Below are 24,777 nucleotides of genomic sequence, written 5' to 3'. Positions count from 1 at the left end.
CTTTCCATTCCAAGCATTTTCGATGTGTGTCGGGGGTTCAGCGCAACGCGCCGGTCACGCCTTCGGCCGCTGCTAGCGCCGCACCGGACGCGACGAATTCCACCGCCCGCTCGATCTCCGGCGAGAGGAATCTGTCCGAGCCGGGCATGCCGATTCCAGGGAGTGCCGCGATGACGGCGGCGGTCGCAGGCCCTGGACGCAACGGCTCGCGCAGCTGTATGCCGCGCGCGGCGGTCAGCAATTCGATCGCGAGGACCCGGCGCAGCCCGTCGACGGCCCGGCGCAGCTTGCGCGCCGCGGACCAGCCCATCGACACGTGATCCTCCTGCATCGCGCTGGACGGGATCGAGTCGACCGATGCCGGACTGGCGAGCCGCTTGAGCTCGGACACGATTGCGGCCTGGGTGTATTGCGCGATCATGTGCCCGGAGTCGACGCCCGGGTCATCGGCGAGGAAGGGCGGCAGTCCGTTGCTTCGCGACACGTCGAGGAAGCGGTCGGTGCGCCGCTCGCTGATGCTGGCCAGGTCCGCGGTCACGATGGCGAGGAAGTCGAGCACGTAGGCGACCGGCGCACCGTGGAAGTTGCCGTTGGACTGCACCCGGCCATCCTTGGTCACCACCGGGTTGTCGATCGCCGACGCGAGCTCGGCGTCGGCAACAGTGCGTGCGTGGGCGATGGTGTCGCGCACGCCTCCGGCGACCTGCGGCGAGCACCGCAGCGAATAGGCGTCCTGCACCCGCGTGCATGCCGCCGGGTCACGGTGACTCTCGCGGATCTCGCTACCCTTGAGCAGGTTTCGCAAGTTCTGCGCGCTCAGCGCCTGCCCCTGCTGCGGGCGCAGCTCGTGCAGGTCGGCAGCGAAGACGTCGTCGGTGCCGAGCAGCCCTTCCACGGACATCGCGGCGGTGATGTCGGCGAACTTGGCCAGCTCGGTCAGATCGGTGATCGCCAGGCAGAGCATGCCCAGCATGCCGTCGGTGCCGTTGATCAGTGCCAAGCCCTCTTTTTCCCGCAGCTCGACAGGTGTCAGGCCGGCTGCGGCGAAGGCCACTGCAGTGGCGAGCAATTCGCCGCTCGCGTCACGGACTTCGCCCTCGCCCATCAGCGCGAGCGCGCAATGCGCCAGCGGGGCGAGGTCGCCGGAGCAGCCGAGGGATCCGTATTCGCGCACCACCGGCGTGATGCCGGCGTTGAGCATCCCGACATACGTCTCGAGCACCTCGACCCGGATGCCCGTGCGGCCGGTCGCCAAGGTGCTGATCCGCAACAGCATCAGCGCCCGGACCACCTCCCGCTCGACCTCCGGCCCGGAACCCGCGGCGTGCGAGCGCACCAGCGACCGCTGCAGCTGGGCGCGAGACGCCAGGGGAATGTGTTTGGTGGCCAATGCGCCGAAGCCGGTCGACACGCCGTAGTGCGGCACCGGGTCGTCCGCGAGTTGCTCGATGACGGCGCGGCTGCGAGCCACCTCCGCCAGCGACTCGGGCTCGATCTCCACTCGCGCGCCGTGGCGCGCGACGGCGACCACGTCAGCAATCGAAAGCGGACCGACCCCGACCGACACAACTGCGCTCATGGGGTCCATTGCATACCCGCCGCGCCGTCTGGTGCAGGGTGGTCACGACGATTCTGTCTCGGATCTGAGACAATCTGCCGTATGGCGAACGCCCCGGCAGCCGCACAGGCACTCGCCCTGCTGCAATTGCTCGCCCGGCACGCGGAACCGATGCCCGGTGCGGCGATCGCCCGGCAGCTCGGACTGCCTCGTTCGTCCACCTACCACTTGCTCGGCGTGCTGAGCGACAGCGGGTTCGTGACTCACCTGCGGGACGAAAGACGTTGGGGCCTGGGCGTTGCGGCCTTCGAGTTGGGCACGGCATACGTCCGCCAGGCACCGTTGCAGCGGATCGCCCGGCCGGTGCTCGCGCGCCTCGTCGACGCCACGACGCACAACGCGCATCTCGCGGTGCTGCACGGCCGCGACGTCTACTACGTGATCGAGGAGCGAGCCCGCGGTCGTCCGTCATTGGTGACCGACGTCGGGGTGCGGCTGCCGGCCTCGGTGACCGCGTCCGGCCTGGCGATGCTCGCGGTGCTACCGCCCGTGCAGGTGCGCGCGCTCTATCCGGATCGCGGGTCGTTCGTGCAGCGAAACAACCTCGGGGTCACCTCGCTGACCGCCCTGCGATCCGAACTCGCCCAGGTCCGCAAGCGCGGGTATGCCGTCGAAACCTCTTCCGTCACCACGGGTTTCGCGTCGATCGCGGTCGCTGTGCTGGATCACAACGACCGGCCGGCCGCCGGCATCGCGGTCACCTATCCAGTGGACGACGCACCCGACGCCGCGGCCCTGGTGGACGCCGTGCGGTCTGCCGCCGCCGAGCTCAGCACACGCCTGGGCCGCCCTCGTGCGCCCGCCGACCCCCGCTGACCGCCTCCGCCCCTGATCGAGAGGACCCACAAAGCAGTGAGAGGACCCCTTGCGAACGCCCGACATGGGGCCCTCTCGTGGCGCAAGGGGTCCTCTCGATCAGTGATGCTCGCTCGCTACTCACCCCCTCCGGTCGCCACGTCGCTGGCCACGGTCGTCGACGTCACGAGGTGCTGCTCGCTGTTGCGCCCATGCGTGACCTGGATGCGACGCGGTTTCGCGCGTTCATGCAGCGGGATGATCAGGTTCAGCACGCCGTTGTCGTAGCTCGCCTCGATTCGCTCGGTGTCGATCTCGTCGCCGAGGCTCACCTGGCGCCGATAGACGCCGGCAAACCGCTCGCTGGCCAGCCACTGCACGTCGTTCTCCGGTGGCGGGGTTCGATGTGCCGTGAGCGTCAGCACGCCACGCTCGACGTTCACGTCGATACTGCCAGGGTCCATCCCCGGCAGATCGGCGTGCAGCACGAAGTGGTCGTCGACGCGATAGAGGTCGATCGGCATGAACTGCGGCGACCGGGCCGAGCCCTCGCGCATACCCAGCAAGTTGCGGGCAAGGGCGTCGAAATCAGAAATCGAGTCAGAGCGCATAGCAACCTCCAACAATCCAAGGCCGCCTACCGGTCACCCGGAGGCAACCAACTGCGAATTCCTAACGGCCCCGAGATTAGCACTCTCCGTGCAAGAGTGCCAGATCCAAGCCCCGCTAGATTTGATCGGACTCTACCGAAAGGACCCGCTGTGCCCGACAGCCGTGCTGCTCGCGAGGCCGACCTGATCACCTACTACGACAACGAAGCAGCCGACCGCAGCACCAGCCCGCTGGCGGACGGCCGGGCCGAGCACCGGGACGCGTTCATCGACCTGCTGGCGCGCGAGCACCGGTCGACGGTGGTTGAGGTCGGCACCGGGCCGGGCCGTGATTCACTGGCCTTCCACCAGGCCGGACTTGCCGTCCAGGGCGTGGATCTGGCACCGGCGAGCGTCACGCTCTGCCGGGCCCAGGGTTTGTCCGTGCAGGTCGGGACGGCGCTCGAATTGCCTTTCGCATCAGGAGAATTCGAAGCGGCATACACAGCAAGCACGCTGCTGCACATCGCCGACGAGGACCTGGACACTGCGCTGGCCGAATTGGTGCGCGTGGTGCGGCCCGACTCGCCGATCGCGATCGGTCTCTGGGGCGCGCCGACCTCGCGCGAGCAACACTGGGGCGACCCGTCATACGGGCCGCCACGTTTCTTCGCGCTGCGCAGCGACTCCGACCTGCGCCTCCGGCTCGCCGCGCACGGCGCGGTCGAACTCTTCGAGGCGTGGCCGCCGGAGTCGAGCGGCCTGCACTACCAATGGGCGATCCTGCGGACGCGGCACACCTCCTGACCTGCGGCCGGATCAGGGCGAATCGGGGAGCGAACCCCGGTGCCGGGCACGGCGCAGGGCCGCGACGATCTGTGCCTCACGTTTGAGTAACTCAAGGAGTTGCGGATCCAGCACTTGCTCGGCGCCGGCTCCCGTCGATGCTGATTGACGCTGCACACTCCGGACTGCGTCCTCCAACTGGGCCAACTCCTCGATCAACGCCCTGATCGATCCCGGCTGAGGCGCGACCGGGCTGGGGCTCACCATGACTGTCCCCCGATATCAGACAGAGAAAGCTACGTTGGCGGTGGCGCGCCGCGGACCCGCGACTCGCCACCGCCGTGGAACCGACGCTTCAGTCGGTGAGTGTCTCCTTGATGTTCTCGCCCGCGTCCTTGACGTTCTCACCCGCTGACTTCAGCTGCGATTCGTTCTGGTCGGCCTTGCCCTCGGCCTTCAGATCGTCATTGCCAGTGACACTTCCGGCGGCGTGCTTCGCCTTGCCGGCCATGTCCTGGGCGGCGTTCTTGGCCTTGTCCGTCAGTCCCATGAAGCTGACCTCTCTCACACGAAGTTGCCCGCCCAGCGGCGGGCAACGAACGGCGTTGCGTGCAGAACACGGCCGGCGCTCCTGTGCGCCGTGCCTGCCCAGAGTACGGCGAGCTGGATGACACATCCTCACCCCGAAGGGTGAGACTTGGCCCCCCTCCAACCGGTCCTGCCGAAGCATCTGTCACTCCTGGCGAGGTGTCCTAGAGTTGGCGCCCATGGCAGCGATCAGGGTGGCTCTCGTCAACGACTACGAGGTCGTCGTACGCGGCCTTGAGGCCATGTTGCGGACCTACGTCGACCGGATACAGGTGGTCGAACTCGACGCGAGCCGGGACGTCGCACGCTCCGTCGACATCGCGATGTACGACACGTTCGCCGGTCAGCAGGGCGACCGCGAAGAAATCCGGCAGTTGATCAGCAACCCGCGCGTATCCAAAGTTGTGGTCTACTCCTGGAACCTCCAGCCGGATCTTGTCCGCGGCGCGCTGCACAACGGCGCCGCCGGCTACCTGTCCAAGTCGTTGCCTGCAGGCGAGCTGGTCGCCGCGCTCGAAGCGGTCCACGTCGGCGACGAGCAGGTCGTTCCGCATGACCCGCATCCCGGCAAGGTGATCACCGGGGACTGGCCGGGCCGCGAGGAAGGTCTGACGCCCCGCGAGGCCGAGGTGCTCGCCCTGATCACCCAAGGCCTGAACAACCAGGAGATCGCCGACCGGACGCGCTTGTCGATCAACTCCGTGAAGACCTACATCCGCGGCGCGTATCGGCGCATCGGCGTGACCACCCGGACGAATGCCGTGCTCTGGGGCGTCGAGCACGGCTTCCATCCGGACCGGGCCCGCATGCGGCCGCGGGAGTAGGCAGCTCGCGTCGGCAGGTCCTCGCCGCAGCCCGGGTGTCGCGGACGAAGTAACGTCAGGACCATGCGTGCGATCACCCTGCCGAGTTTCGGCGACGAGTCCGTGCTCACCCCGGCCGACGTGCCAGCCCCGGTGCCGGGCGCTCACGAAGTCCTGGTCGATGTGGCGTCGGCGGGGGTCAATCGTGCGGATCTGATGCAGCGACAAGGGTTTTACCCACCACCCAAGGGCGAGTCGGAGATCCCCGGGCTTGAGGTGAGCGGGACGATCAGCAAGCTCGGTCCCGACGTCACCGGCTGGTCGGTCGGCGACCGTGTGTGCGCGCTGCTGGCTGGTGGCGGGTATGCCGAGCAGGTCGCCGTCCCGGAGGGTCAGCTGCTGCCGGTGCCGGACGCCATGGATCTCGTGACTGCCGCGGCGTTGCCGGAGGTCGTCTGCACCGTGTGGTCCAACGTCTTCATGACCGCACGCCTGCAGCCGGAGGAGCTGTTGCTGGTGCATGGCGGATCCAGCGGCATCGGCACCATGGCCATCCAGCTCGCCAAGGCGTTCCATGCGCGTGTCGCGGTGACGGCCAGCTCCGCCGAGAAGCTGGAGCGCTGCGCGCAGCTGGGCGCCGACATACTCATCAACTACCGGGAGCAGGACTTTGTCGAGATCGTGTCGGCCCACGGTGGCGCCGACGTGATCCTGGACGTTGTCGGCGCGAAGTATCTCGCGCGCAACATCGCCGCGCTCGCCCTCGACGGCCGGCTCGACATCGTCGGCATGCAGGGCGGTCGCAAGGGCGAGCTCGACATCGCGGCGCTGCTGGCCAAGCGCGGCTCGGTCATCGCTACCGGCCTGCGCGCCCGTGACCGGGCCAGCAAGGCGCGAGTCGTCACGGAGGTGCGCAGCCAGGTGTGGCCACTGATCGAGGCCGGCACGGTCTGCCCGGTGGTACAGGAAACCCTGCCGCTGGAGCGGGCCGCCGACGCGCACCGGGTGCTCGCCGAGTCGCAGCACATTGGCAAGGTGCTCCTAACGATCTGACCCCTTCTGGCGAGTCCACCACTGCGCAGCTCGTTGGCAGCCGCTTCCTGGCACGCGGCCAAGCGGTGTCCCGCCCACGGCGACTGCACCTGCCTCAATCCGTCGGGGATGGCATGGACTGCGACGTCTCCATCGCTGGTGAATCTCGGCACGGTATGACGCGTCGGGGTCCGCCGACCTCCGGAGGCTGATGGCGGGCCGGGTCTGTCGTCACGCCGCCCCTGCGGATCGGCTACCGGCGCGAGGTGACGTACCCGGACGAGGAGGGTGATCCGTGCCGGGCGGTGTTCATCGCGGCACGTGTCTGTGGTCCCACGATGCCGTCCACGGCGATGTGAGCGAACCGCTGGAAGTCTTTGGTTGCTGCCCTGGTCAGGCGACCGAAAATGCCGTCAGTGGCGATGTGCGGCACGCCCGGGATCTTGCCCGCAACCGAGTCGATGTCTTGCTGCCAGGCACGAACATCCGACCCGTAGTCACCCATCATCAGCGGCCGGGACCCGGACGTGGCGGCGACCCCGCCGGACGCGACGACGGACTGGGTGAGCGTGGTGGCATGTGCCTGCGGTGCTGCCGCGAGGGTAGCCAAGCCAAGGGTTGCCAGCACGGGCACGGTGGCAGTCTTCAAGACGGTCATGCGGCGAGACATACGCTTCTCCTCTGTAAGAACAGTTCTGGTCAAGCAGCTGAGCTGCCACCATTGCCGACGCTGACACAGCCCACTGGGTTGGTTTTCTGTCGAGGAACCCATCCGGTCGACGCCTACGTGCCGCTGCCCCGCATGTTCGACACCGCACAGCGCAGCGGAGTCGGTCCAGCAACTCGCGAGTCCGCGTCGGAACCGCGTTTGGCAGGATGGCCACATGAGCACAGACGAGCAGCATCAGGACGACCAGCAGCGGATCGTCGTCGTGACTCAGGACGGGATGGGCGTCGCGTCCCCGGGCGGTTCCGACTCAGACTCCGACGAGAACGCGACCGAAGGCACTGTCGAGGAGAACCCGGCGGACCTGGTCGAGCAGCCCGCGAAGGTCATGCGGATCGGTTCGATGATCAAGCAGTTGCTGGAGGAAGTGCGCAACGCGCCGCTCGACGAGGCCGGGCGGCGCCGGCTGGCCGACATCCATCAGCGGTCGATCGGCGAGCTGAAAGAGGGCCTGGCACCGGAACTCGTCGAGGAGTTGGACCGCATCGCCCTCCCTTTCACCGACGACGCACCGAGCGACGCCGAGTTGCGAATCGCGCAGGCGCAGCTGGTCGGCTGGCTGGAGGGGCTCTTCCACGGCATCCAGACCGCGATCGTCGCCCAGCAGATGGCCGCGCAGGCGCAGTTGCAGGCGATGCGGCGCGGGTTGCCGCCGGGTCAGGGTCAGCACCCTGCGCCGGCTGAAGGTCCTGCCGGCCCGACCGGGCAGTATCTCTGAGCTGTCCCGCCCTGACTCACACGCGGCGGGCGAGGTGCAGCGTCACGTCGGCGGTGACCTCCACTACATCGGGCAGCACCTGTGCCACCGCGGCGAGCGCCGCGACTCGTGCCTCGTCGTCCAGCACGAGGTATGCCGAGACAGTCGAGAGATAGCCGATCCATTCGGCTTTGGGGAAGTCCCATCGTTGTGGCAGCACCATTTCCCGGATGTCGGTGAAGCGCGGGTCCTGCACGAGTTCGCTTGCCGGCCAATGTAATCCGTCATCGGAGACCTCGGTAAGCCCAGCGGGTAAATCGGTGCCCACGGCAACCTGCGCGTGCTGCTCGGCCGCCTCCAGCGCCGGATCCGAGAGGTATGGCGCCCCGCCGAAATTCGCGAACACCCCTCCGGGTACAAGCAGTCCGGCGATGCGGTCCCACCGCCCGGCCGGCTCCGTCCAGTGCAGCGCCGCCGCAGCGAAGACAAGGTCTACGAGGCCTAGCGGCGGCAGCCCCTCGAGTGGCGCCGCGATCGTTCGCACACCCGGCACCTGGCGATGCAACTCAGCGAGCATCTCTATGTCCGGCTCGGTCGCGATGACCGAAACTCCTTGCCGGGCAAAGACTCTCGTGACCTTCCCGGTGCCTGCACCGAGTTCAATGGCAGTTCGGATCGGCCGGGCGGCATACTCCTGCACGATGCCGACCACCGCCGCCGGGTACTCCGGCCGGTATCGCTCGTAGGTCTCCGCGACCGGCCCGAAACTGCGCGCCCTCCCGCTCGTCATACCGACGACTATCCCGGACCCCGGCTCGACACGACCATTTCATTTGGCGCTGCCCGCAGGCGCGACGCGCCGACGTCCTACTGACCCCCGGGCCTATGCTCGCGTGGTGCATAGTCAGGGAGCCAACCCGGTGTTCGATCAGCTATTCGAGGATTCCCGGTTGGCCGTCCTCCGCGGCAAACACGGGCGCGACAAGCCTCCTGCGGACGGTGGTCGTTGGCCAGTGTCGGTGATCGCGTCAACCGATCCGACGTCGTTCTCGGCGAGGCTGCAAGATCTGCTCGATGAGCTGACGGAGTACACCGGACCAGGACATTTCCGCACCGGACGAGCCGGCGCCTCACACATCACCGTGCGAGCCCTGGAGCCCTACCGTGAAGCTGCGAGCAGGGATGACCTGATCGTCGGCGAATGGACCGACGCGATGAAGCGGACGGCTGTCGCAATACCAGCGTTCGACCTCGCCTGGACAGGGGTGACCCTGACCAGAGGCGGCGTGCTGGCCCAACTAGAACCCCACGACCGGACCCCATGGGAACTGCTCGACCGGTTCCGCTCAGAACTCGGCGAACTGGCGTGGTTCGAGGACCAGTGGATGAAGCGAAACATCTGGTATTCCAGCATCATTCACTTCGCGGCCGAAATCCGTGAGCCACGTGCTCTCGTGGACTGGATCGCCAAGCACCGGCAGCTCGACTCGCCCGCGACTACCGTCCGTGTCACCGGGCTTGACCTCGTGCGTTTCCACCACACGATTGCGCCTGAAACGGGGGAGCAGTACATGAGACTCAGCCGATGGAACTCCGTCGAACTCGCCGGCTAACCAGCCGGGGACGACAGCACCGTGCCCGGTCGCGGCTGCTGTCGCGCGGCCTCCAGCGCGTGCAGGATCCGCTGGGTCGCCCGGTCGACGTCCGTCCAGCGGTCCAGCGCCAGCCATTCGTATGACGTCGCCTCGCTCCCGACGACAACGACCGGCTCGCGATCGCACACCACCCGGAAGATCACATCAATGTGCCGCAGCCGCGTCTCGAAGGTGGTCGCGAAAACGTCCCCAGGGTCGACGCGAATGCCTGTCTCCTCCAACACTTCCCGAGCAACAGCTGTCGCCGGATCCTCTCCCTTCTCGACCAGACCGCCGGGCAGGCTGACGCCGCTGCGGTGCAACTGACGCAGCGCAAGCAACTTCCCGTCCCATTCGATCAATGCGATCGCGCCCATCGTGAACGTCGGGGACGTCGCCCGGATCAGCGCGAACGTCAGCCGGGTCGGGCTGCGCCGCAGGATCCGCAGCCCGAGCCGATGCAGCCCACCGGGCTGGCGGGACGGCATCAGCCCACCTGGGCAGCGGCTGCCCGGCCTGCCGCTCGGCCCGAGAAGATGCAACCGCCGAGGAAGGTGCCCTCCAGCGAGTTGTAACCATGCACGCCGCCACCGCCGAAACCAGCGGCTTCGCCCGCAGCGAAGAGACCTTCGATCGGCTCGCCGTCCGGTGCGAGCACCCGCGACTGCAGGTCGGTTTGCAAGCCGCCCAACGACTTTCGCGTCAGCACGTGCAGTTTCACCCCGATCAGCGGGCCTGCTGCCGGATCGAGCACAGCATGCGGCTTGGCCACCCGGATCAGCCGGTCGCCGCGATAGCGGCGGGCTCCCTGCACTGCGGTGAGCTGAGCGTCCTTGCTGAACGGGTTGGCCACCTCGCGGTCCCGGGCCACGATCTGCCGCTCGATCTCGGCCGCTTCCAGCAACGGCTCCGGAGTCAACGCATTCATCTGCTCGACGAGGGTCCAGATATCCTCGGCGACAACGAAATCCGCGCCCTTCTGCTTGAACGCCTCAACCGGCCCCGGCGCTCCCTTGCGCACTCGTGACGCGAGCAGTTTCAGGTCCTTATTGGTGATGTCCGGGTTCTGCTCGGACCCGGACAGCGCAAACTCCTTCTCGATGATCTTCTGCGACACCACGAACCACGAGTGGTCGTATGCCGCGAGCTCCGGCGTCGTGCGCAGGTAACGCAGCGTCCCCAGCGTGTCGAAACCGGGCAGGTAGGGGTAGGGCAGCCGGCGGCCGAGGGCGTCGAACCACATGGGCGACGGTCCCGGCAGGATGCGGATCGCGTGCTGCGGCCAGACCGGGTCCCAGTTGCGGATGCCTTCCACGTAGTGCCACATCCGGTCGCGGTTGACCGTGCGCGCGCCGGCAGACTCGGCGATGTCGATCATCCGGCCGTCGACATACGCCGGCACGCCGGTGATCATCTCCCGCGGCGCCGTGCCCAGCCGCGCCGGCCACCACTTGCGGACCAGGTCGTGGTTGCCGCCGATGCCGCCGCTGCTGACGATGATGGCCTGTGCGGTGAGCTCGAAGTCACCGACCTCCTCCCGGGAAGATGCGACACCACGAACTGCGTTGTCCTCGGCGAGAATTCGGCCACGCACACCGATGACAGCAGCGCCGTCGCGCATCAGATCGTCCACCCGGTGGCGGTGCAAGAAACGCACCTGGCCGGTTTCCGCGGCCGCGAGCGCGCCGTCGACGAACGGCTTGACGACGCCGGTGCCGGTGCCCCAGGTGATGTGGAAGCGCGGCACCGAGTTGCCGTGTCCCTCCGCGCGTCCGTCGCCGCGCTCGGCCCAGCCGACGATGCCGAGCCAGCCCATGCCCCGCTCCTTGAGCCAGGCGCGCTTCTCACCGGCTGCGAACTCGACGTACGCGCGCGCCCACCGGCTCGCCCACAGGTCCTCGTCGTCGAGGCGGTCGAAGGCGGCACTGCCCTGCCAGTCCTGCCAGGCGAGTTCGACCGAGTCGTTGATGCCCATCCGGCGCTGCTCGGGCGAGTCGATGAGGAAGAGCCCGCCGAACGACCACCACGCCTGGCCACCGAGATTCGCGGCGCTCTCCTGATCGACGACGACCACCTTCTTGCCCGCGGCGATCAGCTCGCCGGCAGCAACGAGCCCGGCCAGTCCGGCCCCGACGATGATGACGTCAGCATCCATGAAGGGGTGCACCTTTCGAAGTCGCGAACTCCAAACCTACCTGCCGGTAGCCGGCAAGAACATCGCCTCCGCTGCGCCGAGCGGGGTACTTCCGCGCCGAGCGGGGTAGAAGCAGCGGCGTCCACGGTCCGAATATGTACCCCGGTCGGCGAATATGTACCCCGCTCGGCGATCTGAAGTGTTGTTGACTAAGGCCCATGGACGCCGACGCCTTCGAGGCCACCGTCGAGCGGTTGTATGCCGGCCGGCCGGGTGACTTCATCGCGGCACGGGACCGGGCGGTGAAACGGGCGCGGGCGGACGACGACCGCGAACTCGCCGAGCAGCTCAAGCGATTGCGGCGCCCGACCGCCGCGGCCGCGCTGCTGAACCGGCAGGTCCGGTCCGGCGACACCAGCGAGCTGACCGCGCTGGCCGAACTCGGCGAGCGGCTACGGGCCGCACAGCGCGGACTGGACGCAGCCGCGATGCGAGCGCTGAGCGCCGAGCGCAGCCCGCGCATCGCCGCGGTGCTGAACACCATCGCGGCCGACGGTGACGAGATCACGGCTTCCGTGCGCGAGCAGCTCACTCAGACGCTGACTGCGCTAGTCGCCGACGCCGATGCTGCCCGCGCCGTGCTCAGCGGCCGGCTGGTGGCGGCGCTGAGCTACAGCGGATTCGGCGAGGTGGACCTGCGTGACGCTGTCGCGGCCCCGTTGCGCGCCGAGAAGGCCGCCGCCGTCGAGTCGACTTCCGCGGCCACGAAGGCAGCCGCACGCGCTGCGGCTCAGCGTCACCTCAACAAGGCCCTCGGCATACTCGACAAGGCGCGGGAAGCAGAAACCTCGGCCCGAGGTGCCGCCGAGCTGGCCGACCGGTCGCTCGACGCGGCGCGGCGCACTGCCGCGAGCGCGCACGACCGGGTCAACCAAGCGGCCGCTGCGCGTGCCACTGCAGAAGAAACCGTTGCCGCCGCGCGCGAGGGGCTCACGGCTTGGTGATCAGCGTCTGGCAGTAGGTGCGCAGCCTCTCCGAGTCATTGTTGTACGTCGTGGTATCGACCGTCTTGCCGGCGAAGCGAGCCGCCGCGAGGTTGTCCAGATCGGTGGCGACCACCTTGACCCGCGACGCGAATCCCTTGTCGCCGGACTGCGCCGGCAGCTTGCGCAGGCTGGTAGCCGTGGTGCGGAACTTCTTCGCCGCAGCGTCTAGCTTGCTGGACGATTGGGAGGTCACGGCCGTGTTCCACTGAGTGATTGCCGCGTTGCTGTCCTTGTTCGCGGTCAGGCAGGCGCTGACCGGGTCAGTGGTCGGGGTCGACGAGGCCGGCGTGCTGCTCGAGGCGGGAGCCGATGTCGACGAGGTCGGCGAGGTCGTCGTGGCCACCGGGCTCGTCGAGGTCGTCGTGGCCGGGCTCGAGGAGCTGGTTGTCGTCGTGGTGTGGCTGGCCGAGGCAGCGGACGAGCCACTGCTGGAGCACGCGGTCAGTGCGAGCAGGCCACACGCGGCGACGGCGACGGCACCCAGCCGCCGTGGGTGGTTCGGGGAGTTCATGCCTCCACCATGCCTGGGGGCGCGCGCCCGCGCCAAATCGCGCGGCGTACGTCATACCCCCGAGGTGAGAGCGGCCTTGCGAACCAGCCCGGGCCGGGCGTCGAGCCAGGCCAGCAGCTGCTCGGCGACCCAGTCCGGGTAGTCGAGCATCGGGGTGTGCCCCTTGTCGGCGCCTTCGACGTAGCTCCAGTGCGGGTGCGCGGCGGCCAGTGCGCGCGCCGAACCGACGTTGATCAGCCGGTCTCGCGCGCCGTGCAGCAGCAGCACCGGCTGCAGGATCCGGTGCATGGTCGCGGCGAACCGGTCACGCCGGGCGAGCTGCCAGAGCAGCGAACGGGTCGCCGCGACGTGCTGGGCGTCCGCGTGTGCGACGCGTTCCATGCGCAACAACGTGTCCCCCAGGTGCTGCAGCCGCAATTGCGCACTGACCCGGTCCGGGTTGCTCGTGACCAGCCGCATCGTGAAGTCGACCTGCTGCTCCAGCGACACGCGAGCGGACTGATGTGCCAGCGCGCGCTGGCCGAGGAGCGTCTCGGCCGCGAACCCGAGCAGCACCAGCGGATGCGGGCGACTGACCGGTGTCGGCGGTATGGCGGGGTCGATCAGCACCGCACCCGCGACCGCCCGCTTGTCTCGCGCCGCAAGCTGCGCGGTGAGCAGTCCGCCCATCGAGTTGCCGGCGACGATCGCCGGACGGCCGTCGCACACACTGTGCACAAACCGTTGCAACAGGTGCAGATTCGCCGGCATGCTCGCCTGCTTCGGAGGCACGTCGGTGAGACCGTGGCCGCCGAGGTCGAGCGCGATCGCCCGGCCACGCTCGGCCAGCAGCGGCATCACGTCCGCCCAGTTGGCCCACGATCCGCCGAGTCCGTGGACCAGGACGAAACGGGGGCAGTCCTTCGGACCGTCCTCGGCCACGTAGTGGACCCTGGTGCCGTCCAGGTCGACATAGCGCTCGCGCAGCTTCGCGGTGGTCACGATGGACCAACTTAGCGATCAGGGGATGTTCCGGAAGCGAAAGCGGCCCCCCGGCAGTCAGCCTCCCGCACCCAGCTCGGGGCGGTGCCCCGCCCGCAGCACGAGTTCCAGCTCGAAACGGCGGTCGGGGTCGTCCAGGTCGTCCGCGAAAACGTCCCGCAGCTGTCCCAGCCGATAGCCGACCGTCTGCGGATGCACGTGTAGTTCTTCGGCGATCCGGCCGCGTTCGCCCCGGTGCTTCAGCCAGACCAGCAGCGTCTCGGCGAGCCGCTCGCGCTGCTCGGGCCGCAGCTGCGACATCGGCTCCAGGCACCGCGCGGCCAGGTCGCGCATCACCAGTGGGTCGGACTGCAGGGCGATCATCGTCAGGTGGTCCTCGACCCAGCGGGGCGCGCCGTGCTCGTCGGCGAGGGTCGGTGTCGCCGCAGCCAGCGCTGCGGCCCGGTAGGACTCCTCGGCGAACTCCCACGAGCGAGCCGGACCGACCCAGGCGTGCCGCCGCCGGAGTATGCCGGCCAGCTCCTCCCGTGCCTCGGCGGACGCACCAGACGACTCCGGCGCGGCCAGCACGATCACGACCTCGCCGGTGCGGCCACTGATCAGAGCGCCGTCGCCGAGCGCGGCACGCAGCCCTTCGGCGTGCTCGGGCGCGAGGACGATGGCGACCACCTTCGCGGGGATCGGCCATCCCGCCCGGGCGGCCAGCCGGCGGGCTTCGACGTCAGAGAGGTTGCCGGCGAGCATGCGCCGCAGCAGCGCTTCGCGCCGACGCTCGCGTTCGCCGACCTGGCGCGACTGCTCCTCGGTGAATCCCTCGACGCTCGCCGCCGAGATCTCGTCGATGTAGACAAAGATCGACTCACCGAGCGGCAGCATCAGCCGTGGCTCCAGCCCGACGCGGTCGGCGATTGCCGACACCGCCCGGAAAGTCACCCGGGCACCGAGCCGGTATGCCGACAGCAGCGCCTCCAGCGACCGGCCGGTGCGCGCCTCACCCACCCCGATCTGGCGGTAGACGGCGCGGGTGGCCGGGATCAGTGCCGGCTCGTCCCGGCCGGGTAGATCGATGAACAAGCGGCCGAGCGCGATCTCGACGCCGCGACGCACCGCGGCACCGAATTCACCTTCCAGCGGGCGCGAGTATTCGGGCACCTCCAACGGGATTCGCGAGACGATCTCCTCGACCAGCTCCGACAGTGACCCGGTCAGCAGCGTGCTGACATCGCGCGGCAACTCTGACCAGGGCATCTCCGAGCGGATCAAGCTGCCGTCGGCCGGACGCTCCGAGGTCGTCATACCGAGTCCTTTTGTGTCGTGGCGCTAAAAATGTGGTCTCCATTGTAGGCCGCGGGCGGATGAATCAGCGCGTGAAGCCAATTACAGTTGGGGCATGGGTTTGAAGTCCGCAGCGATGCGCGCCGCGTCGGTGTTCACGCACCCCGCGAAGCCGCACGACTTCCTTGCCCTGATCAACCCGCTGTCCTCGGCCCGCCAGTTGCGCGGCGTCGTCACGGCCGTGCGCCCCGAAACCACCGCGTCGACGACGATCTCGTTCCGGCCCGGCGATGGCTGGTCGCCGCACGACGCCGGCCAGTGGGCGCGCATCGGCGTGGAGATCGACGGCGTGCGCCAGTGGCGCTCCTACTCACTGTCGGCTCCCGCGGGCGGCGACCCGCAGATCACCGTGACCGCGTGCGGCAAGGTCTCGGCTCACCTGGCACACGAGACCCGCGTCGGGGACATCTTCTTCCTGGCGCCGCCACAAGGTGAGTTCCTGCTGCCGACCGGACCGCGCCCGTTGCTCATGCTCACCGGCGGCAGCGGCATCACACCGGTCATGTCGATGGTGCGCACGCTGCTGCCGAAACGCGCGGACGCCGACGTCGTGCTGATCCACTCCGCCCGCGACCGCGAAAGCGCCCTGTTCGGTGCCGAACTCGCGCAGCTGGCGACGCAGCACGAGGGCTTCCACGTCGTGCACCGCTACACCTCCGAAGACGGACGCATCGACTTCTCGACCACCACCGACCTCGACGCGCTCTGCCCCGACTGGCGCAGTCGCAAGACCTACGTCTGCGGTCCGGCCGCCATGCTGGACGACGCCGAGAAACTCTGGCTGGACGCGAACCTTCCGGGCAGCCTGACCGTTGAGCGCTTCGAAACCACGAAGCTGACCGAGGTCGCCGGCGAAGGCGGCACGGTGATCTTCGAGAAGTCCGACCGTGAGGTCGAGGCCGACGCGAGCACACCACTGCTCGAAGTCGGCGAGGAGGCCGGAGTGCTGATGCCCAGCGGTTGCCGGATGGGCATCTGCCGCACCTGCCTCACGCCCCTCCTGTCCGGCCGGGTGCGCGACCTGCGCACCGGCGAGGTCATCGACACCGAAGGTGACCTCATCCAGACCTGCATCTCGGCTGCCGCCGGGACCTGCCACCTCGATATCTGAGCAAGGGAAAGTTCATGACCCTGACCACCGAAGCGACCCAGACACCTGTCGCGGCCAAGAAGCGCACCGGCGTGCTGCCCACCACGGGATCACCGCTGGAGCGGCCTGGCGAGGCGGCCCACCTGTCGGACGAACAGGTGCAGCAACTCGGCGCGGAACTGGACGCCATCCGGGACGAGATCATCGCCGACCGTGGCGCGGCCGACGCGGCATACATCCGCCGGACCATCCGCGTGGCCCGCGGGCTCGACGTCGGCGGCCGCATCGCGCTGGCCTTCAGCAAGACCAAGCGTGGCTGGATCGCCGGCACTGGCGCGATCGCGCTGGCGAAGGTGCTGGAAAACATGGAGATCGGGCACAACGTGCTGCACGGCCAGTGGGACTGGATGCGTGACCCCGACATCCACTCGACCACGTGGGAGTGGGACTTCGTCGCTCCGGCGCGCGGCTGGCAGCACACCCACAACGACATCCACCACACCTGGACCAACGTGCTGGGCAAGGACCGCGACGTCGGCTACAACATCCTGCGGGTCAGCGAGAGCCAGCCGTGGCAGCCGCGTGACGTCTGGAACCCGGTCGTCAACCTCTTCCTCTCCCCGTTCTTCGAGTGGGGCATCGCGTCATACGACCTCGAATGGGACATGGTCAAGGCGGGCGTGAAGTCCCGAGAGGACTTCAACTCCGACCTGGGCGCGCTGAAGAAGAAGGCGATCCGTCAGGTCGCCAAGGACTACATCGCCACCCCGGCCGCCGGGTTGCTCGTCGGCAACTCGTTCAAGCGCGGCCTGGCCGGCACGGTCGCCGCGAACATGATCCGCAACGTCTGGGCGCACGCCGTGATCTTCTGCGGTCACTTCCCGGACGGCGTCGAGGTCTTCACCGAAGAGATGATCGACGGCGAGACCCGCGGCGACTGGTACATCCGCCAGATGCTCGGCTCGGCCAACCTGTCCGGCTCGAAGCTCTTCCACATCCTGACCGGCAACCTGTCGCACCAGATCGAGCACCACTGCTTCCCGGACCTGCCGTCCAACCGCTACATCGAGGTGGCGCCGAAGCTGCGGGCCGTATGCCGCAAGTACGACCTGCCCTACACCACCGGCCCGCTGCCCAAGCAGCTCTTCCAGACCTGGAAGAAGATCTGCCAGCTCGCGCTGCCGGACGAAAAGCCCTGGGAGACCATCAAAGCCGTCTACTCCCCCAGCAAGGAGACGCGGCGTCGGGCGAAGGCTGCGGTGAAAGCCGGGCTGCCCATCCCGACGGCATAGATCCTTCATAGCAGGGCCACAACACACGGCGGTTGGGTTGTTCGCATGAGCGAGCGAAGCGAGCGACCAGAGGGCTCAGGGCGAATGCCTACCCCGACGAAGGAGGGGTGGACATGAGCGAGCGAAGCGAGCGACCAGAGGGCTCAGGGCGAATACCTACCCCGACGAAGGAGGGGTGGGCATTCGCCAACTCAGCCGCCTTGTCGTTGTCGGAGACCGACTCCATCGGCCTGTTGCGCCGGGTCGGCCGCGCCGCGCTCGGGAGCGCGGCCATCCTCATCGTGGGGGCGGGCGCCATACCGGCAGCAGATGCCGCCGCGGCAGGTGTCGCCGGTGGCCTGAAGCTGGTGTCGGCGCAGCACTCGGTGCACGAGTCCGGGGTGAGCCCGAGCTCTCTGCCCACCGAATCCCGTGCATCCGCAGCACGATTCGTCGTCGGTGAGAACGGCAAGCTGACGCGAGTCGGCTGACGGCTCGTCGCTCTCCCGAGTATGCCGAGCGCGCGCCATACCGCGCGCTGGGCATGCTCCTGGCGCGGCGCCCGGTTAGGTTGATGCCATGCCACGTTCCGTCCTGCTGGTCCGTCACGGCCAGGCATCATTCGGCAAGAGCGACTACGACCAGCTCAGCGATCTCGGCCGCACCCAGGCGCGCCTGCTCGGGCAGTTCCTCAGCACCCGCGAGGTCACTCCGGACCGCATCGTGAGCGGCAGTCTCCACCGGCAGCGGCAGACCGCCGCCGCGATGTGCGTGGCGGCCGGCTGGCTGGCACCCACCGACGTGGACGCCGCCTGGAACGAGCTGGACCACGTCCAGATCATCAACACCTTCAAGCCTGCCTACAAGAACATGCTGGTGCTCAAGGCCGACATGGTCCGCACGCTGCGGCCGCGAGCTGCGTTCGAGGACATGTTCACCCAGGCGATCGCGCGGTGGGCCGGCGGCGAGCACGACGAGGACTACACCGAGACGTTCGCCGCCTTCGACGCGCGGGTGCGCGCCGCGATGACGGCCCTGCTGGAGCACGACGCGGAGTGCACGCTGGTCGTCTCCAGCGTCGGACTGATCTCCTGGATCGTCGCGCGAATCCTGGTGCGCGAGCCGTGGGACCGCGACGTGCGCGACCCGGACCGGCCGGACACCAATGACCTGGCGATCGAGAACATCTGGCGGGCGACCTCGATGGCCGGCTACAACACCGGCCTCACCCGGCTGCAGCTCGACAAGGACGGACTGCCGCAACTGCTGACCTACAACGAGATCGGGCACCTGCCCGAGGCGAAGCTGGTCACCGGTCGCTGACCGTCAGAGCCGGGGATAGCTGCCCGCGGCGACGTTGGCGGCATACCCCTCGTAGTAGGGCACGTAGCCGCGCTCGGCGTCGGTCAGCACGAAGACCGGGTCGTCTCCGGCGTGCTCGAAGCCTGCGTCCCGCAACTCGACCTTGCGGCTCTTGAAGGTCGACGTGTGCTCCAGCGAGTCGGTGATGCGCAGGAACAGCGGGACGGCGTATGGCGGGAGGCTGCTTCCCAACGCCGCGGCCCATCCGCTGCCGTCGACCGAACTCCCTTCAACGAGAACGACTGCCGCCATACCGGCTTTGCCATCAGTGCCCGGGACGGCGACGCCGTAGACGGTCGTCTCCGCGATGCCGGGCAACTCCGCGAGCGCGCTCTCGACCTCGGTCGTCGCGACGTTCTCGCCTTTCCAGCGGAACGTGTCGCCGAGCCGATCGACGAACGCGACATGGGTGAGCCCCTGGTGCCGCACCAGGTCGCCGGTGTTGAACCACACGTCACCGTCCTTGAACCCGTCGCGCAGCAGCTTCGCCTCGGTCGCCGCCTCGTCGGTGTAGCCGTCGAACGGCGTGCGCGCGGTGACCTTCGCGATCAGCAGCCCGACCTCACCGCGCTTCACCTTGCGCAGCCGGCCACCGGTGTCACGCGTCGCGACACCGGTCTCGGTGTCGTAGGCGACGACCGCGTAGGGCAGCGGGCAGGTGCCTGCGGTCTGGTCGACGTTGTAGGCGTTGATGAAGGCGATGTTGCACTCGCTCGCACCGTAGAACTCGGCGATGCGCCCGATGCCAAAGCGCTGCTGGAACTGCGCCCAGATGTCGGCGCGGAGGCCGTTGCCGACGATCACCCGGATGCCGTGCTCACCGTCGACCCGCTTGGCCGGCTGGGCGAGCAGGTAGCGGCACAGCTCTCCGATGTAGACGAAAGCCGTTGCGTCATACCGGATGCACTCGTCCCAGAAGCGGCTCGCGGTGAACTTGGGCGCGATCGCCATCGAGGCGCCGCTGACCAGCACCGAGCTGAGCGCGACCGTGACCGCGTTGTTGTGATAGAGCGGCAGGGGGCAGTACATCGTGTCGCCCGGCTTCAGCCGCACCCCGAGCGCGCCGAGGCCGCTGTAGGACTTCAGCCAGCGGTAGTGGCTCATCACCGACGCCTTCGGCAAGCCGGTGGTGCCGGACGTGAAGATGTAGAAGGCCTTCTCGTGCGCGACGGTCTGTGCACACGATGCGGGATCCGAATCATCAGCGGTGCCAGCGGCTTCCGCCAACTCCGCAAAGGTCATCACATGCTGCTGCTGCGCCGCGCCACCCGCGGTCGCGAGGCCCTCGGCGCAGGACTCCTCGACGACGAGCGCGCGAGCGCTCAGGATGCCGAGGCTGTGCGCGAGGACGTCACCGCGCTGGTGGTAGTTGAGCAGCCCGGCGATGGCACCGAGCTTCACCGTCGCCAGCTGGAGCAGCAGGTTGTCGATGCCGTTGCGCGCCATCACACCGACCACATCGCCGCGCTCCACGCCGAGCGACGTCAGCACGTGGGCATAGCGGTTGACGATCGCGTTCGCCTCGCCATACGTCACGGTGCGCACCTCGCCGCCGGGCCCCTCGCCCCGCAGGAACGGTCGCTGCGGATGCCGTGCGGCGGCGTTCTGGAAGACCAGCCCGATCGAGTTCTTCGCAGTCGGCTTGCGAAAGAGCAGACCTGGCGCCTCCCGCGCGAGCAGCGGCAGATCCGGCACGATGCCGAGGGCACCCCGCCCCAGGTCGAGGAGGCTGACACGCTGACGGGTCTGAGTGCTCATGGTTGCTCACTTCGTTCGCGGCTCTCGGGGCATCCACCTTACTCGCGGGTAACCACGTCGGGGCGTGGTATGTCGCGTCATTCGGGTTGTGCTCACGCCCGTGGCCTGACATCGTGGCGGCATCATGAAGCTCTGAACTCCGTCATCGCTCGCGTCCCGCGGCCGTCGCCCGGCGAGCGTTCCCCGCCTGGTGGAACGGATTTCCCATGTCGTTGCGCATCACCGATCTCGTCTGTTCGTATGCCGACCATCGCGTCCTCGACGGTGTCAGCCTGTCCGTGGCCGACGGCACCACCATGGGGCTGGTCGGCGAGAACGGCTCGGGGAAGTCGACGCTGCTGCGCGTCGCCGCAGGCCGGCAGGAGGCCGACGGGGGCACCGTGACTGCGCTCGGCGATGTCGGATTCTTCGGCCAGGACACCGGACTCGCGGCCGACGCCACAATCGGCACCGTCCTGTATGACGCCCTGGCGCCGCTCCACCAGGCGGTCGAGCGGCTGGAAGCGCTCGCGTCGCGGATGGCGGACGACAAGCCGGCCGCCGCGGCATACGCCGACACGCTCGACTGGGCGGTGCAGCACGACGCGTGGGACGCCGATCGGCGCGCCGAGGTCGCGGCGCACCGGCTCGGGCTGGGCCGCATCGATCGGACCCGCACCGTCGGATCGATGTCCGGCGGTGAACGGTCCCGGCTGGCGCTGGCGGCCCTGCTGACCCGGCGGCCCGCCGTGCTACTGCTCGACGAGCCGACGAACCATCTGGACGACGAAGCTCTGGAATTCCTTGAGCACGAACTTGTTTCGATGCCCGGCGCCATCCTGGTCGCCTCGCACGACCGGGTCTTCCTCGACCGGACCTGCACTGAGATCGTCGACCTCGACCCGTCGCACTTCGGCACCGACGGCGTCGGCGGGCGGCTCTTCGCGGGCAACTTCAGCGATTACCTGGTGGCCAAGCGCGCGGTGCGGACCCGGTGGCAGGAGCGGTTCGAGGCCCAGCAGGAGGAGCTGAACGACCTGCGCGTCGCGGCCCGGACGACGAACACCGACATCGCGCACAACCGCGGTCCACGGGACAACGACAAGTTCATCTACGGCTTCAAGGGACAACGAGTGCAAGCGACGGTCAGCCGGCGGCGGCGCAATGCCGAGCAGCGGATCGAGGTGATCGAGCGCGAGCGGATCCCGAAACCTCCTGCGCCCATGCATTTTTCGGGTTCGTTCGATCGCGAGCCGATTGCGAGCGTGCTGGTGCGGTCGGTCGTGGTGCCGGGCCGGTTGCGATGCGAGCGGCTGGACGTCGCACCCGGTGCACACCTGCTCGTGACCGGTGCGAACGGTGCGGGCAAGTCCACTCTGCTGGACCTGATCGCGGGACGGCAGGTGCCGGCAAGCGGCGACGTGCAGGTGCGTGCCAGGCAAGTCTGCCTGCTGACGCAGGACGTCTCACTCACCGACTTGTCGGTGTCACCGCACGACCTGTTCGACCGGCTGGACACCCGGATTTCGTTGTCCTCGTTGGGATTGCTGCATCCGCGGGATCACCAGCGACCGGTGGGCGCCCTCAGCCTCGGGCAGCGGCGACGGGTGGAACTGGCGCTGCTCATCGCGCGGCAGCCAGACCTCCTGCTGCTCGACGAGCCCACCAACCACCTGTCGCTGGCACTGGTGGACGAGTTGGAGGAGGCGCTGGCGACGAGCCCGGTCTCGGTCGTCCTCGCCAGTCACGACCGGTGGATTCGCGCCCGCTGGCAGGGCGAGTGGGTCGAGCTTCGGTCGTTTCGCTGATCAGCTTGCCGGCTGCCGCCCCCGGATCCGCAGGGACGCTTCTCCCACGATGACCGCGACCAGCAACACGACGGCCAGCCCGCCGCCCAGCAGGCACACGCCACGCCAGCCGTCTGCGGCTGCGACCCGCGTCGCGCTCCACGAGCCGAGCGCGCCGCCGGCGAAGTATGCCGTCATGTAGGCGCTGGTGACCCGCGAGCGCGCCTCACCCGCCAGCGTGTAGATCTGGCTCTGGTTGGTCACATGGACGCCCTGCACCCCGAGGTCGAGCACGACGATGCCGACGATCAGCGGGACCAGGTGTGAGCGCCCGGCCGCCATGGCTATCCAGGACAGCCCCAGCAACACCCCGAACCCAATGGTGAGCGCCAGCGCACGGCCCTTGTCGGCGTGCCTGCCTGCGAATTGCGCGGACGCGGCACCCGCCGCACCGATCAGCCCGAAGAGGCCGATCACCGCCTCCGAGTAGTGGTACGGCGCTGCAGTCAGCAGCCCGGTCAAGGCCGTCCAGAGGACGCTGAACTGGGCGAACGCCAGTGCGCCATACAGCATGCGGCGGCGCAAGATGGGCTCGCGGACGATCAGCCGCCCGACGGAACGCAGCAGACCGGCATACGTCGTGGCAGCCATCGCCGGACTGCGTGGCAGCCCGCGGCGCAACGCGACGGTCAGCAGGGCGACGCACGCCGCGGCGACGACGTAGACCGACCGCCAGCCGCCGGCTTCGGCCAGCAACCCGGCCGCCGTCCGCGCGAGCAGGATGCCGAGCAGCAGGCCGCTCATGATGGTGCCGACGATCGCGCCGCGCTCCTCGGGCGCGGCCAGCGTCGCCGCGAGCGGCACCAGGATCTGTGCCACCACCGACAGCAGTCCGACCAGCAGGGATGCGGCGAACAACCAGGTGCCAGTGGGAGATACGGCGACCAGCAACAATGCGGCGACCAGTGCCGCGGAGAGCCACACGATCAACGTGCGACGCTCCAGCAGGTCCCCGAGCGGTATGACGAGAAGCAACCCGACCGCGTAGCCGACCTGCGTGAACGTGACCAGCAGACCGGCCGTCGCGGGTGCGATGCCGAAACTGCTGCTCATCGCGTCGAGCAGCGGCTGACAGTAGTAGAGGCTCGCGACGGTCACCCCGGTCGCCGCTGCCATCAGCAGGACAGTTGCGCGGCTCAGTCCGGTCTGCACGTGCTGCGGGGCCTGCTCTTCGGTCGACACGTGAACCCATTGTGCTCCAGCGCAGTAGGTTTGCCGCATGGCAGCCAAGGGCAGCACGCCGGCCATCGAGATCGTGGCCGGCGATCACCTGGTCCGCATCTCCCACCCCGACCGGGTCTACTTCCCCGCGCGTAGCGAGACGAAGGAGGACCTCGCGCGCTACTACCTCGCCGTCGAGGAAGGCATCGTGCGCGCGCTGCGCGACCGGCCTACGATGCTGCACCGCTTTCCGACCGGGGTGACCGGCGAGAAGGTGCACCAGAAGCGGGTGCCGCGCGGGGCCCCGGACTGGCTGGAAACAGTGGAGATTCACTTCCCGCGCTGGAACCGCACCGCCGACGAGCTGTGCGTCACCGAGATCGGCGCGGTCATCTGGGCAGTGCAGATGTCGACCGTCGAGTTCCACCCCTGGAACTCCCGGCGCTTCGACGTCGAGCGGCCGGACGAATGGCGGATCGACCTCGACCCGATGCCGCAAGCGGGATTCGATCGAGTCCGCCGGACGGCTCACGTCGCGCACGAAGTGCTCGATGAACTGGGCATCACCGGCTACCCGAAGACATCGGGCGGGTCAGGCCTGCACGTCTACGTGCGGATCGAGCCGGAGTGGGGGTTCCAGGACGTACGCCGGGCCGCGCTCGCGTTCGCCCGCGAGGTCGAGCGCCGCGCACCCGAGGACGTCACCACCACCTGGTGGCGCAAGGACCGCGACCCGCACCTGGTCTTCGTCGACTACAACCAGAACACGCGTGATCACACGATCGCGGCGGCCTACTCGGTGCGCGGCAACACCGGCGCAACGGTCTCCACACCGTTCACCTGGGACGAGCTGGACGACATCGAGCCACGCGACTGCACCATCGCCACCGTCCCGGCGCGGTATGCCGAAAAGGGCGATCTCACCGCCGGGATCGACGACGAGACCTTCCGCCTCGACACCCTGCTGGACTGGGCGGCCCGCGACGAACGCGAGGGCGCCGAGGACCCGCCGGGTGCTGACTGACCTCGGGC

Annotated in this window: 25 protein-coding genes; 13 read left to right on the top strand and 12 right to left on the bottom strand. The window is 68.5% G+C overall.

Translation table 11 applies throughout. From position 1 onward, the window contains the following. Window positions 1–37: 37 nt before the first annotated feature. Window positions 38–1,579: a histidine ammonia-lyase gene (hutH, locus tag EFY87_RS15960; protein WP_245988699.1), complete on the bottom strand. Its 1,542-nt coding sequence runs from the start codon at window positions 1,577–1,579 to the stop codon at window positions 38–40. Between the two features lie 81 nt (window positions 1,580–1,660). On the opposite strand from hutH, the gene EFY87_RS15955 reads away from it, so the two are divergent. Then, window positions 1,661–2,434, top strand: coding sequence for an IclR family transcriptional regulator (locus tag EFY87_RS15955; protein ID WP_123272480.1), 774 nt, complete (start codon window positions 1,661–1,663; stop codon window positions 2,432–2,434). A gap of 116 nt (window positions 2,435–2,550) precedes the next feature. On the opposite strand, the gene EFY87_RS20090 is transcribed toward EFY87_RS15955, so the two are convergent. After that, a complete protein-coding gene (locus tag EFY87_RS20090) occupies window positions 2,551–3,024 on the bottom strand; it encodes an Hsp20/alpha crystallin family protein (RefSeq protein WP_148043375.1) in 474 nt (157 codons plus the stop codon). Between the two features lie 150 nt (window positions 3,025–3,174). Here EFY87_RS20090 and EFY87_RS15950 point away from each other — a divergent pair, with 150 nt between their 5' ends. Beyond that, window positions 3,175–3,810 carry a class I SAM-dependent methyltransferase gene (locus EFY87_RS15950; protein ID WP_158607674.1) on the top strand — a complete coding sequence of 212 codons (636 nt, stop codon included), beginning with the start codon at window positions 3,175–3,177 and terminating at the stop codon, window positions 3,808–3,810. 334 nt (window positions 3,811–4,144) lie between these two features. Here the strand turns inward: EFY87_RS15950 and EFY87_RS15940 are convergent, their stop codons facing one another. Continuing rightward, a complete protein-coding gene (locus EFY87_RS15940; protein ID WP_123272499.1) occupies window positions 4,145–4,339 on the bottom strand; it encodes a CsbD family protein in 195 nt (64 codons plus the stop codon). A gap of 217 nt (window positions 4,340–4,556) precedes the next feature. Here EFY87_RS15940 and EFY87_RS15935 point away from each other — a divergent pair, with 217 nt between their 5' ends. Both EFY87_RS15935 and EFY87_RS15930 read left to right on the top strand, forming a co-directional pair. Next, the gene (locus EFY87_RS15935; protein WP_123272477.1) at window positions 4,557–5,201 is read left to right on the top strand and encodes a response regulator transcription factor; all 645 of its coding nucleotides are present in this window, start codon (window positions 4,557–4,559) and stop codon (window positions 5,199–5,201) included. 63 nt (window positions 5,202–5,264) lie between these two features. After that, window positions 5,265–6,233: an NAD(P)H-quinone oxidoreductase gene (locus EFY87_RS15930; protein WP_123272476.1), complete on the top strand. Its 969-nt coding sequence runs from the start codon at window positions 5,265–5,267 to the stop codon at window positions 6,231–6,233. 232 nt (window positions 6,234–6,465) lie between these two features. Here the strand turns inward: EFY87_RS15930 and EFY87_RS15925 are convergent, their stop codons facing one another. After that, window positions 6,466–6,882, bottom strand: coding sequence for a peptidoglycan-binding domain-containing protein (locus EFY87_RS15925; RefSeq protein WP_158607673.1), 417 nt, complete (start codon window positions 6,880–6,882; stop codon window positions 6,466–6,468). Window positions 6,883–7,096: 214 nt separating this feature from the next. On the opposite strand from EFY87_RS15925, the gene EFY87_RS15920 reads away from it, so the two are divergent. Continuing rightward, entirely contained in the window at window positions 7,097–7,657 is a 561-nt protein-coding gene (locus tag EFY87_RS15920) for a bacterial proteasome activator family protein (protein WP_123272474.1), read from the top strand. Between the two features lie 16 nt (window positions 7,658–7,673). Here the strand turns inward: EFY87_RS15920 and EFY87_RS15915 are convergent, their stop codons facing one another. Next, window positions 7,674–8,426 carry a class I SAM-dependent methyltransferase gene (locus tag EFY87_RS15915; RefSeq protein ID WP_123272473.1) on the bottom strand — a complete coding sequence of 251 codons (753 nt, stop codon included), beginning with the start codon at window positions 8,424–8,426 and terminating at the stop codon, window positions 7,674–7,676. A gap of 106 nt (window positions 8,427–8,532) precedes the next feature. Between EFY87_RS15915 and EFY87_RS15910 the strand changes: the two genes are divergently transcribed. Then, window positions 8,533–9,249 carry a hypothetical protein gene (locus tag EFY87_RS15910; RefSeq protein ID WP_148043372.1) on the top strand — a complete coding sequence of 239 codons (717 nt, stop codon included), beginning with the start codon at window positions 8,533–8,535 and terminating at the stop codon, window positions 9,247–9,249. On the opposite strand, the gene EFY87_RS15905 is transcribed toward EFY87_RS15910, so the two are convergent. Together EFY87_RS15905 and EFY87_RS15900 are read right to left on the bottom strand one after the other, a co-directional pair. Then, on the bottom strand, window positions 9,246–9,758 hold the full coding sequence (locus tag EFY87_RS15905) for an NUDIX hydrolase (protein ID WP_123272471.1): 513 nt from the start codon (window positions 9,756–9,758) through the stop codon (window positions 9,246–9,248). The genes EFY87_RS15910 and EFY87_RS15905 overlap by 4 nt on opposite strands. Then, window positions 9,758–11,425, bottom strand: a complete 1,668-nt coding sequence (locus EFY87_RS15900; protein WP_123272470.1) for an FAD-binding dehydrogenase — start codon at window positions 11,423–11,425, stop codon at window positions 9,758–9,760. The genes EFY87_RS15905 and EFY87_RS15900 overlap by 1 nt, the downstream gene beginning before the upstream one ends. Window positions 11,426–11,622: 197 nt before the next feature. Here EFY87_RS15900 and EFY87_RS15895 point away from each other — a divergent pair, with 197 nt between their 5' ends. Then, window positions 11,623–12,408, top strand: coding sequence for a hypothetical protein (locus EFY87_RS15895; protein ID WP_123272469.1), 786 nt, complete (start codon window positions 11,623–11,625; stop codon window positions 12,406–12,408). On the opposite strand, the gene EFY87_RS20085 is transcribed toward EFY87_RS15895, so the two are convergent. The 3 genes from EFY87_RS20085 to EFY87_RS15880 are packed head-to-tail and all read right to left on the bottom strand — an operon-like array spanning window position 12,395 to window position 15,238. Continuing rightward, window positions 12,395–12,961 carry a hypothetical protein gene (locus EFY87_RS20085; RefSeq protein ID WP_148043371.1) on the bottom strand — a complete coding sequence of 189 codons (567 nt, stop codon included), beginning with the start codon at window positions 12,959–12,961 and terminating at the stop codon, window positions 12,395–12,397. The two genes, EFY87_RS15895 and EFY87_RS20085, sit on opposite strands and share 14 nt — an antisense overlap. Before the next feature lie 51 nt (window positions 12,962–13,012). Then, window positions 13,013–13,942 carry an alpha/beta fold hydrolase gene (locus EFY87_RS15885; protein WP_158607672.1) on the bottom strand — a complete coding sequence of 310 codons (930 nt, stop codon included), beginning with the start codon at window positions 13,940–13,942 and terminating at the stop codon, window positions 13,013–13,015. A 57-nt stretch (window positions 13,943–13,999) separates the two neighbouring features. Further along, window positions 14,000–15,238: a PucR family transcriptional regulator gene (locus EFY87_RS15880; protein WP_245988698.1), complete on the bottom strand. Its 1,239-nt coding sequence runs from the start codon at window positions 15,236–15,238 to the stop codon at window positions 14,000–14,002. 94 nt (window positions 15,239–15,332) lie between these two features. On the opposite strand from EFY87_RS15880, the gene EFY87_RS15875 reads away from it, so the two are divergent. The 4 genes from EFY87_RS15875 (at window position 15,333) to EFY87_RS15860 (ending at window position 18,961) form a co-directional block, all read left to right on the top strand. Continuing rightward, on the top strand, window positions 15,333–16,388 hold the full coding sequence (locus EFY87_RS15875) for a ferredoxin reductase (protein ID WP_123272466.1): 1,056 nt from the start codon (window positions 15,333–15,335) through the stop codon (window positions 16,386–16,388). A 14-nt stretch (window positions 16,389–16,402) separates the two neighbouring features. Then, entirely contained in the window at window positions 16,403–17,659 is a 1,257-nt protein-coding gene (locus EFY87_RS15870) for a fatty acid desaturase family protein (protein WP_123272465.1), read from the top strand. A gap of 113 nt (window positions 17,660–17,772) precedes the next feature. Then, window positions 17,773–18,129, top strand: coding sequence for a hypothetical protein (locus tag EFY87_RS15865; RefSeq protein WP_148043370.1), 357 nt, complete (start codon window positions 17,773–17,775; stop codon window positions 18,127–18,129). An 88-nt stretch (window positions 18,130–18,217) separates the two neighbouring features. Beyond that, window positions 18,218–18,961, top strand: coding sequence for a histidine phosphatase family protein (locus EFY87_RS15860; RefSeq protein ID WP_123272463.1), 744 nt, complete (start codon window positions 18,218–18,220; stop codon window positions 18,959–18,961). Window positions 18,962–18,964: 3 nt separating this feature from the next. Here the strand turns inward: EFY87_RS15860 and EFY87_RS15855 are convergent, their stop codons facing one another. After that, entirely contained in the window at window positions 18,965–20,758 is a 1,794-nt protein-coding gene (locus tag EFY87_RS15855) for a long-chain-acyl-CoA synthetase (RefSeq protein WP_123272462.1), read from the bottom strand. Window positions 20,759–20,964: 206 nt separating this feature from the next. On the opposite strand from EFY87_RS15855, the gene EFY87_RS15850 reads away from it, so the two are divergent. Continuing rightward, on the top strand, window positions 20,965–22,545 hold the full coding sequence (locus tag EFY87_RS15850) for an ABC-F family ATP-binding cassette domain-containing protein (protein WP_123272461.1): 1,581 nt from the start codon (window positions 20,965–20,967) through the stop codon (window positions 22,543–22,545). On the opposite strand, the gene EFY87_RS15845 is transcribed toward EFY87_RS15850, so the two are convergent. Continuing rightward, window positions 22,546–23,766: an MFS transporter gene (locus EFY87_RS15845; RefSeq protein ID WP_245988697.1), complete on the bottom strand. Its 1,221-nt coding sequence runs from the start codon at window positions 23,764–23,766 to the stop codon at window positions 22,546–22,548. 37 nt (window positions 23,767–23,803) lie between these two features. Here EFY87_RS15845 and ligD point away from each other — a divergent pair, with 37 nt between their 5' ends. Next, complete coding sequence (gene ligD, locus EFY87_RS15840) at window positions 23,804–24,769, top strand: non-homologous end-joining DNA ligase (protein ID WP_123272460.1); 966 nt, start codon at window positions 23,804–23,806, stop codon at window positions 24,767–24,769. Window positions 24,770–24,777: the final 8 nt, after the last annotated feature.

It is taken from the genome of Flexivirga caeni, assembly GCF_003724155.1.
Taxonomy (GTDB): Bacteria; Actinomycetota; Actinomycetes; order Actinomycetales; family Dermatophilaceae; genus Flexivirga; species Flexivirga caeni.
The sequence above is the reverse complement of the archived record's forward strand: the minus strand, read 5'-3'. Positions and strand labels throughout refer to the sequence as shown.

Coding starts and splice junctions, on each gene's coding strand:
- EFY87_RS20085 (WP_148043371.1), bottom strand. CDS start 12,961: ATGAACTCCCCGAACCACCCACGGCGGCTGGGTGCCGTCGCCGTCGCC.
- hutH (WP_245988699.1), bottom strand. CDS start 1,579: ATGAGCGCAGTTGTGTCGGTCGGGGTCGGTCCGCTTTCGATTGCTGAC.
- EFY87_RS15935 (WP_123272477.1), top strand. CDS start 4,557: ATGGCAGCGATCAGGGTGGCTCTCGTCAACGACTACGAGGTCGTCGTA.
- ligD (WP_123272460.1), top strand. CDS start 23,804: ATGGCAGCCAAGGGCAGCACGCCGGCCATCGAGATCGTGGCCGGCGAT.
- EFY87_RS15900 (WP_123272470.1), bottom strand. CDS start 11,425: ATGGATGCTGACGTCATCATCGTCGGGGCCGGACTGGCCGGGCTCGTT.
- EFY87_RS15930 (WP_123272476.1), top strand. CDS start 5,265: ATGCGTGCGATCACCCTGCCGAGTTTCGGCGACGAGTCCGTGCTCACC.
- EFY87_RS15875 (WP_123272466.1), top strand. CDS start 15,333: ATGGGTTTGAAGTCCGCAGCGATGCGCGCCGCGTCGGTGTTCACGCAC.
- EFY87_RS15880 (WP_245988698.1), bottom strand. CDS start 15,238: ATGACGACCTCGGAGCGTCCGGCCGACGGCAGCTTGATCCGCTCGGAG.
- EFY87_RS15955 (WP_123272480.1), top strand. CDS start 1,661: ATGGCGAACGCCCCGGCAGCCGCACAGGCACTCGCCCTGCTGCAATTG.
- EFY87_RS15920 (WP_123272474.1), top strand. CDS start 7,097: ATGAGCACAGACGAGCAGCATCAGGACGACCAGCAGCGGATCGTCGTC.
- EFY87_RS15855 (WP_123272462.1), bottom strand. CDS start 20,758: ATGAGCACTCAGACCCGTCAGCGTGTCAGCCTCCTCGACCTGGGGCGG.
- EFY87_RS15915 (WP_123272473.1), bottom strand. CDS start 8,426: ATGACGAGCGGGAGGGCGCGCAGTTTCGGGCCGGTCGCGGAGACCTAC.
- EFY87_RS15865 (WP_148043370.1), top strand. CDS start 17,773: ATGAGCGAGCGAAGCGAGCGACCAGAGGGCTCAGGGCGAATACCTACC.
- EFY87_RS15905 (WP_123272471.1), bottom strand. CDS start 9,758: ATGCCGTCCCGCCAGCCCGGTGGGCTGCATCGGCTCGGGCTGCGGATC.
- EFY87_RS15895 (WP_123272469.1), top strand. CDS start 11,623: ATGGACGCCGACGCCTTCGAGGCCACCGTCGAGCGGTTGTATGCCGGC.
- EFY87_RS15870 (WP_123272465.1), top strand. CDS start 16,403: ATGACCCTGACCACCGAAGCGACCCAGACACCTGTCGCGGCCAAGAAG.
- EFY87_RS15940 (WP_123272499.1), bottom strand. CDS start 4,339: ATGGGACTGACGGACAAGGCCAAGAACGCCGCCCAGGACATGGCCGGC.
- EFY87_RS15860 (WP_123272463.1), top strand. CDS start 18,218: ATGCCACGTTCCGTCCTGCTGGTCCGTCACGGCCAGGCATCATTCGGC.
- EFY87_RS15850 (WP_123272461.1), top strand. CDS start 20,965: ATGTCGTTGCGCATCACCGATCTCGTCTGTTCGTATGCCGACCATCGC.
- EFY87_RS15925 (WP_158607673.1), bottom strand. CDS start 6,882: ATGTCTCGCCGCATGACCGTCTTGAAGACTGCCACCGTGCCCGTGCTG.
- EFY87_RS20090 (WP_148043375.1), bottom strand. CDS start 3,024: ATGCGCTCTGACTCGATTTCTGATTTCGACGCCCTTGCCCGCAACTTG.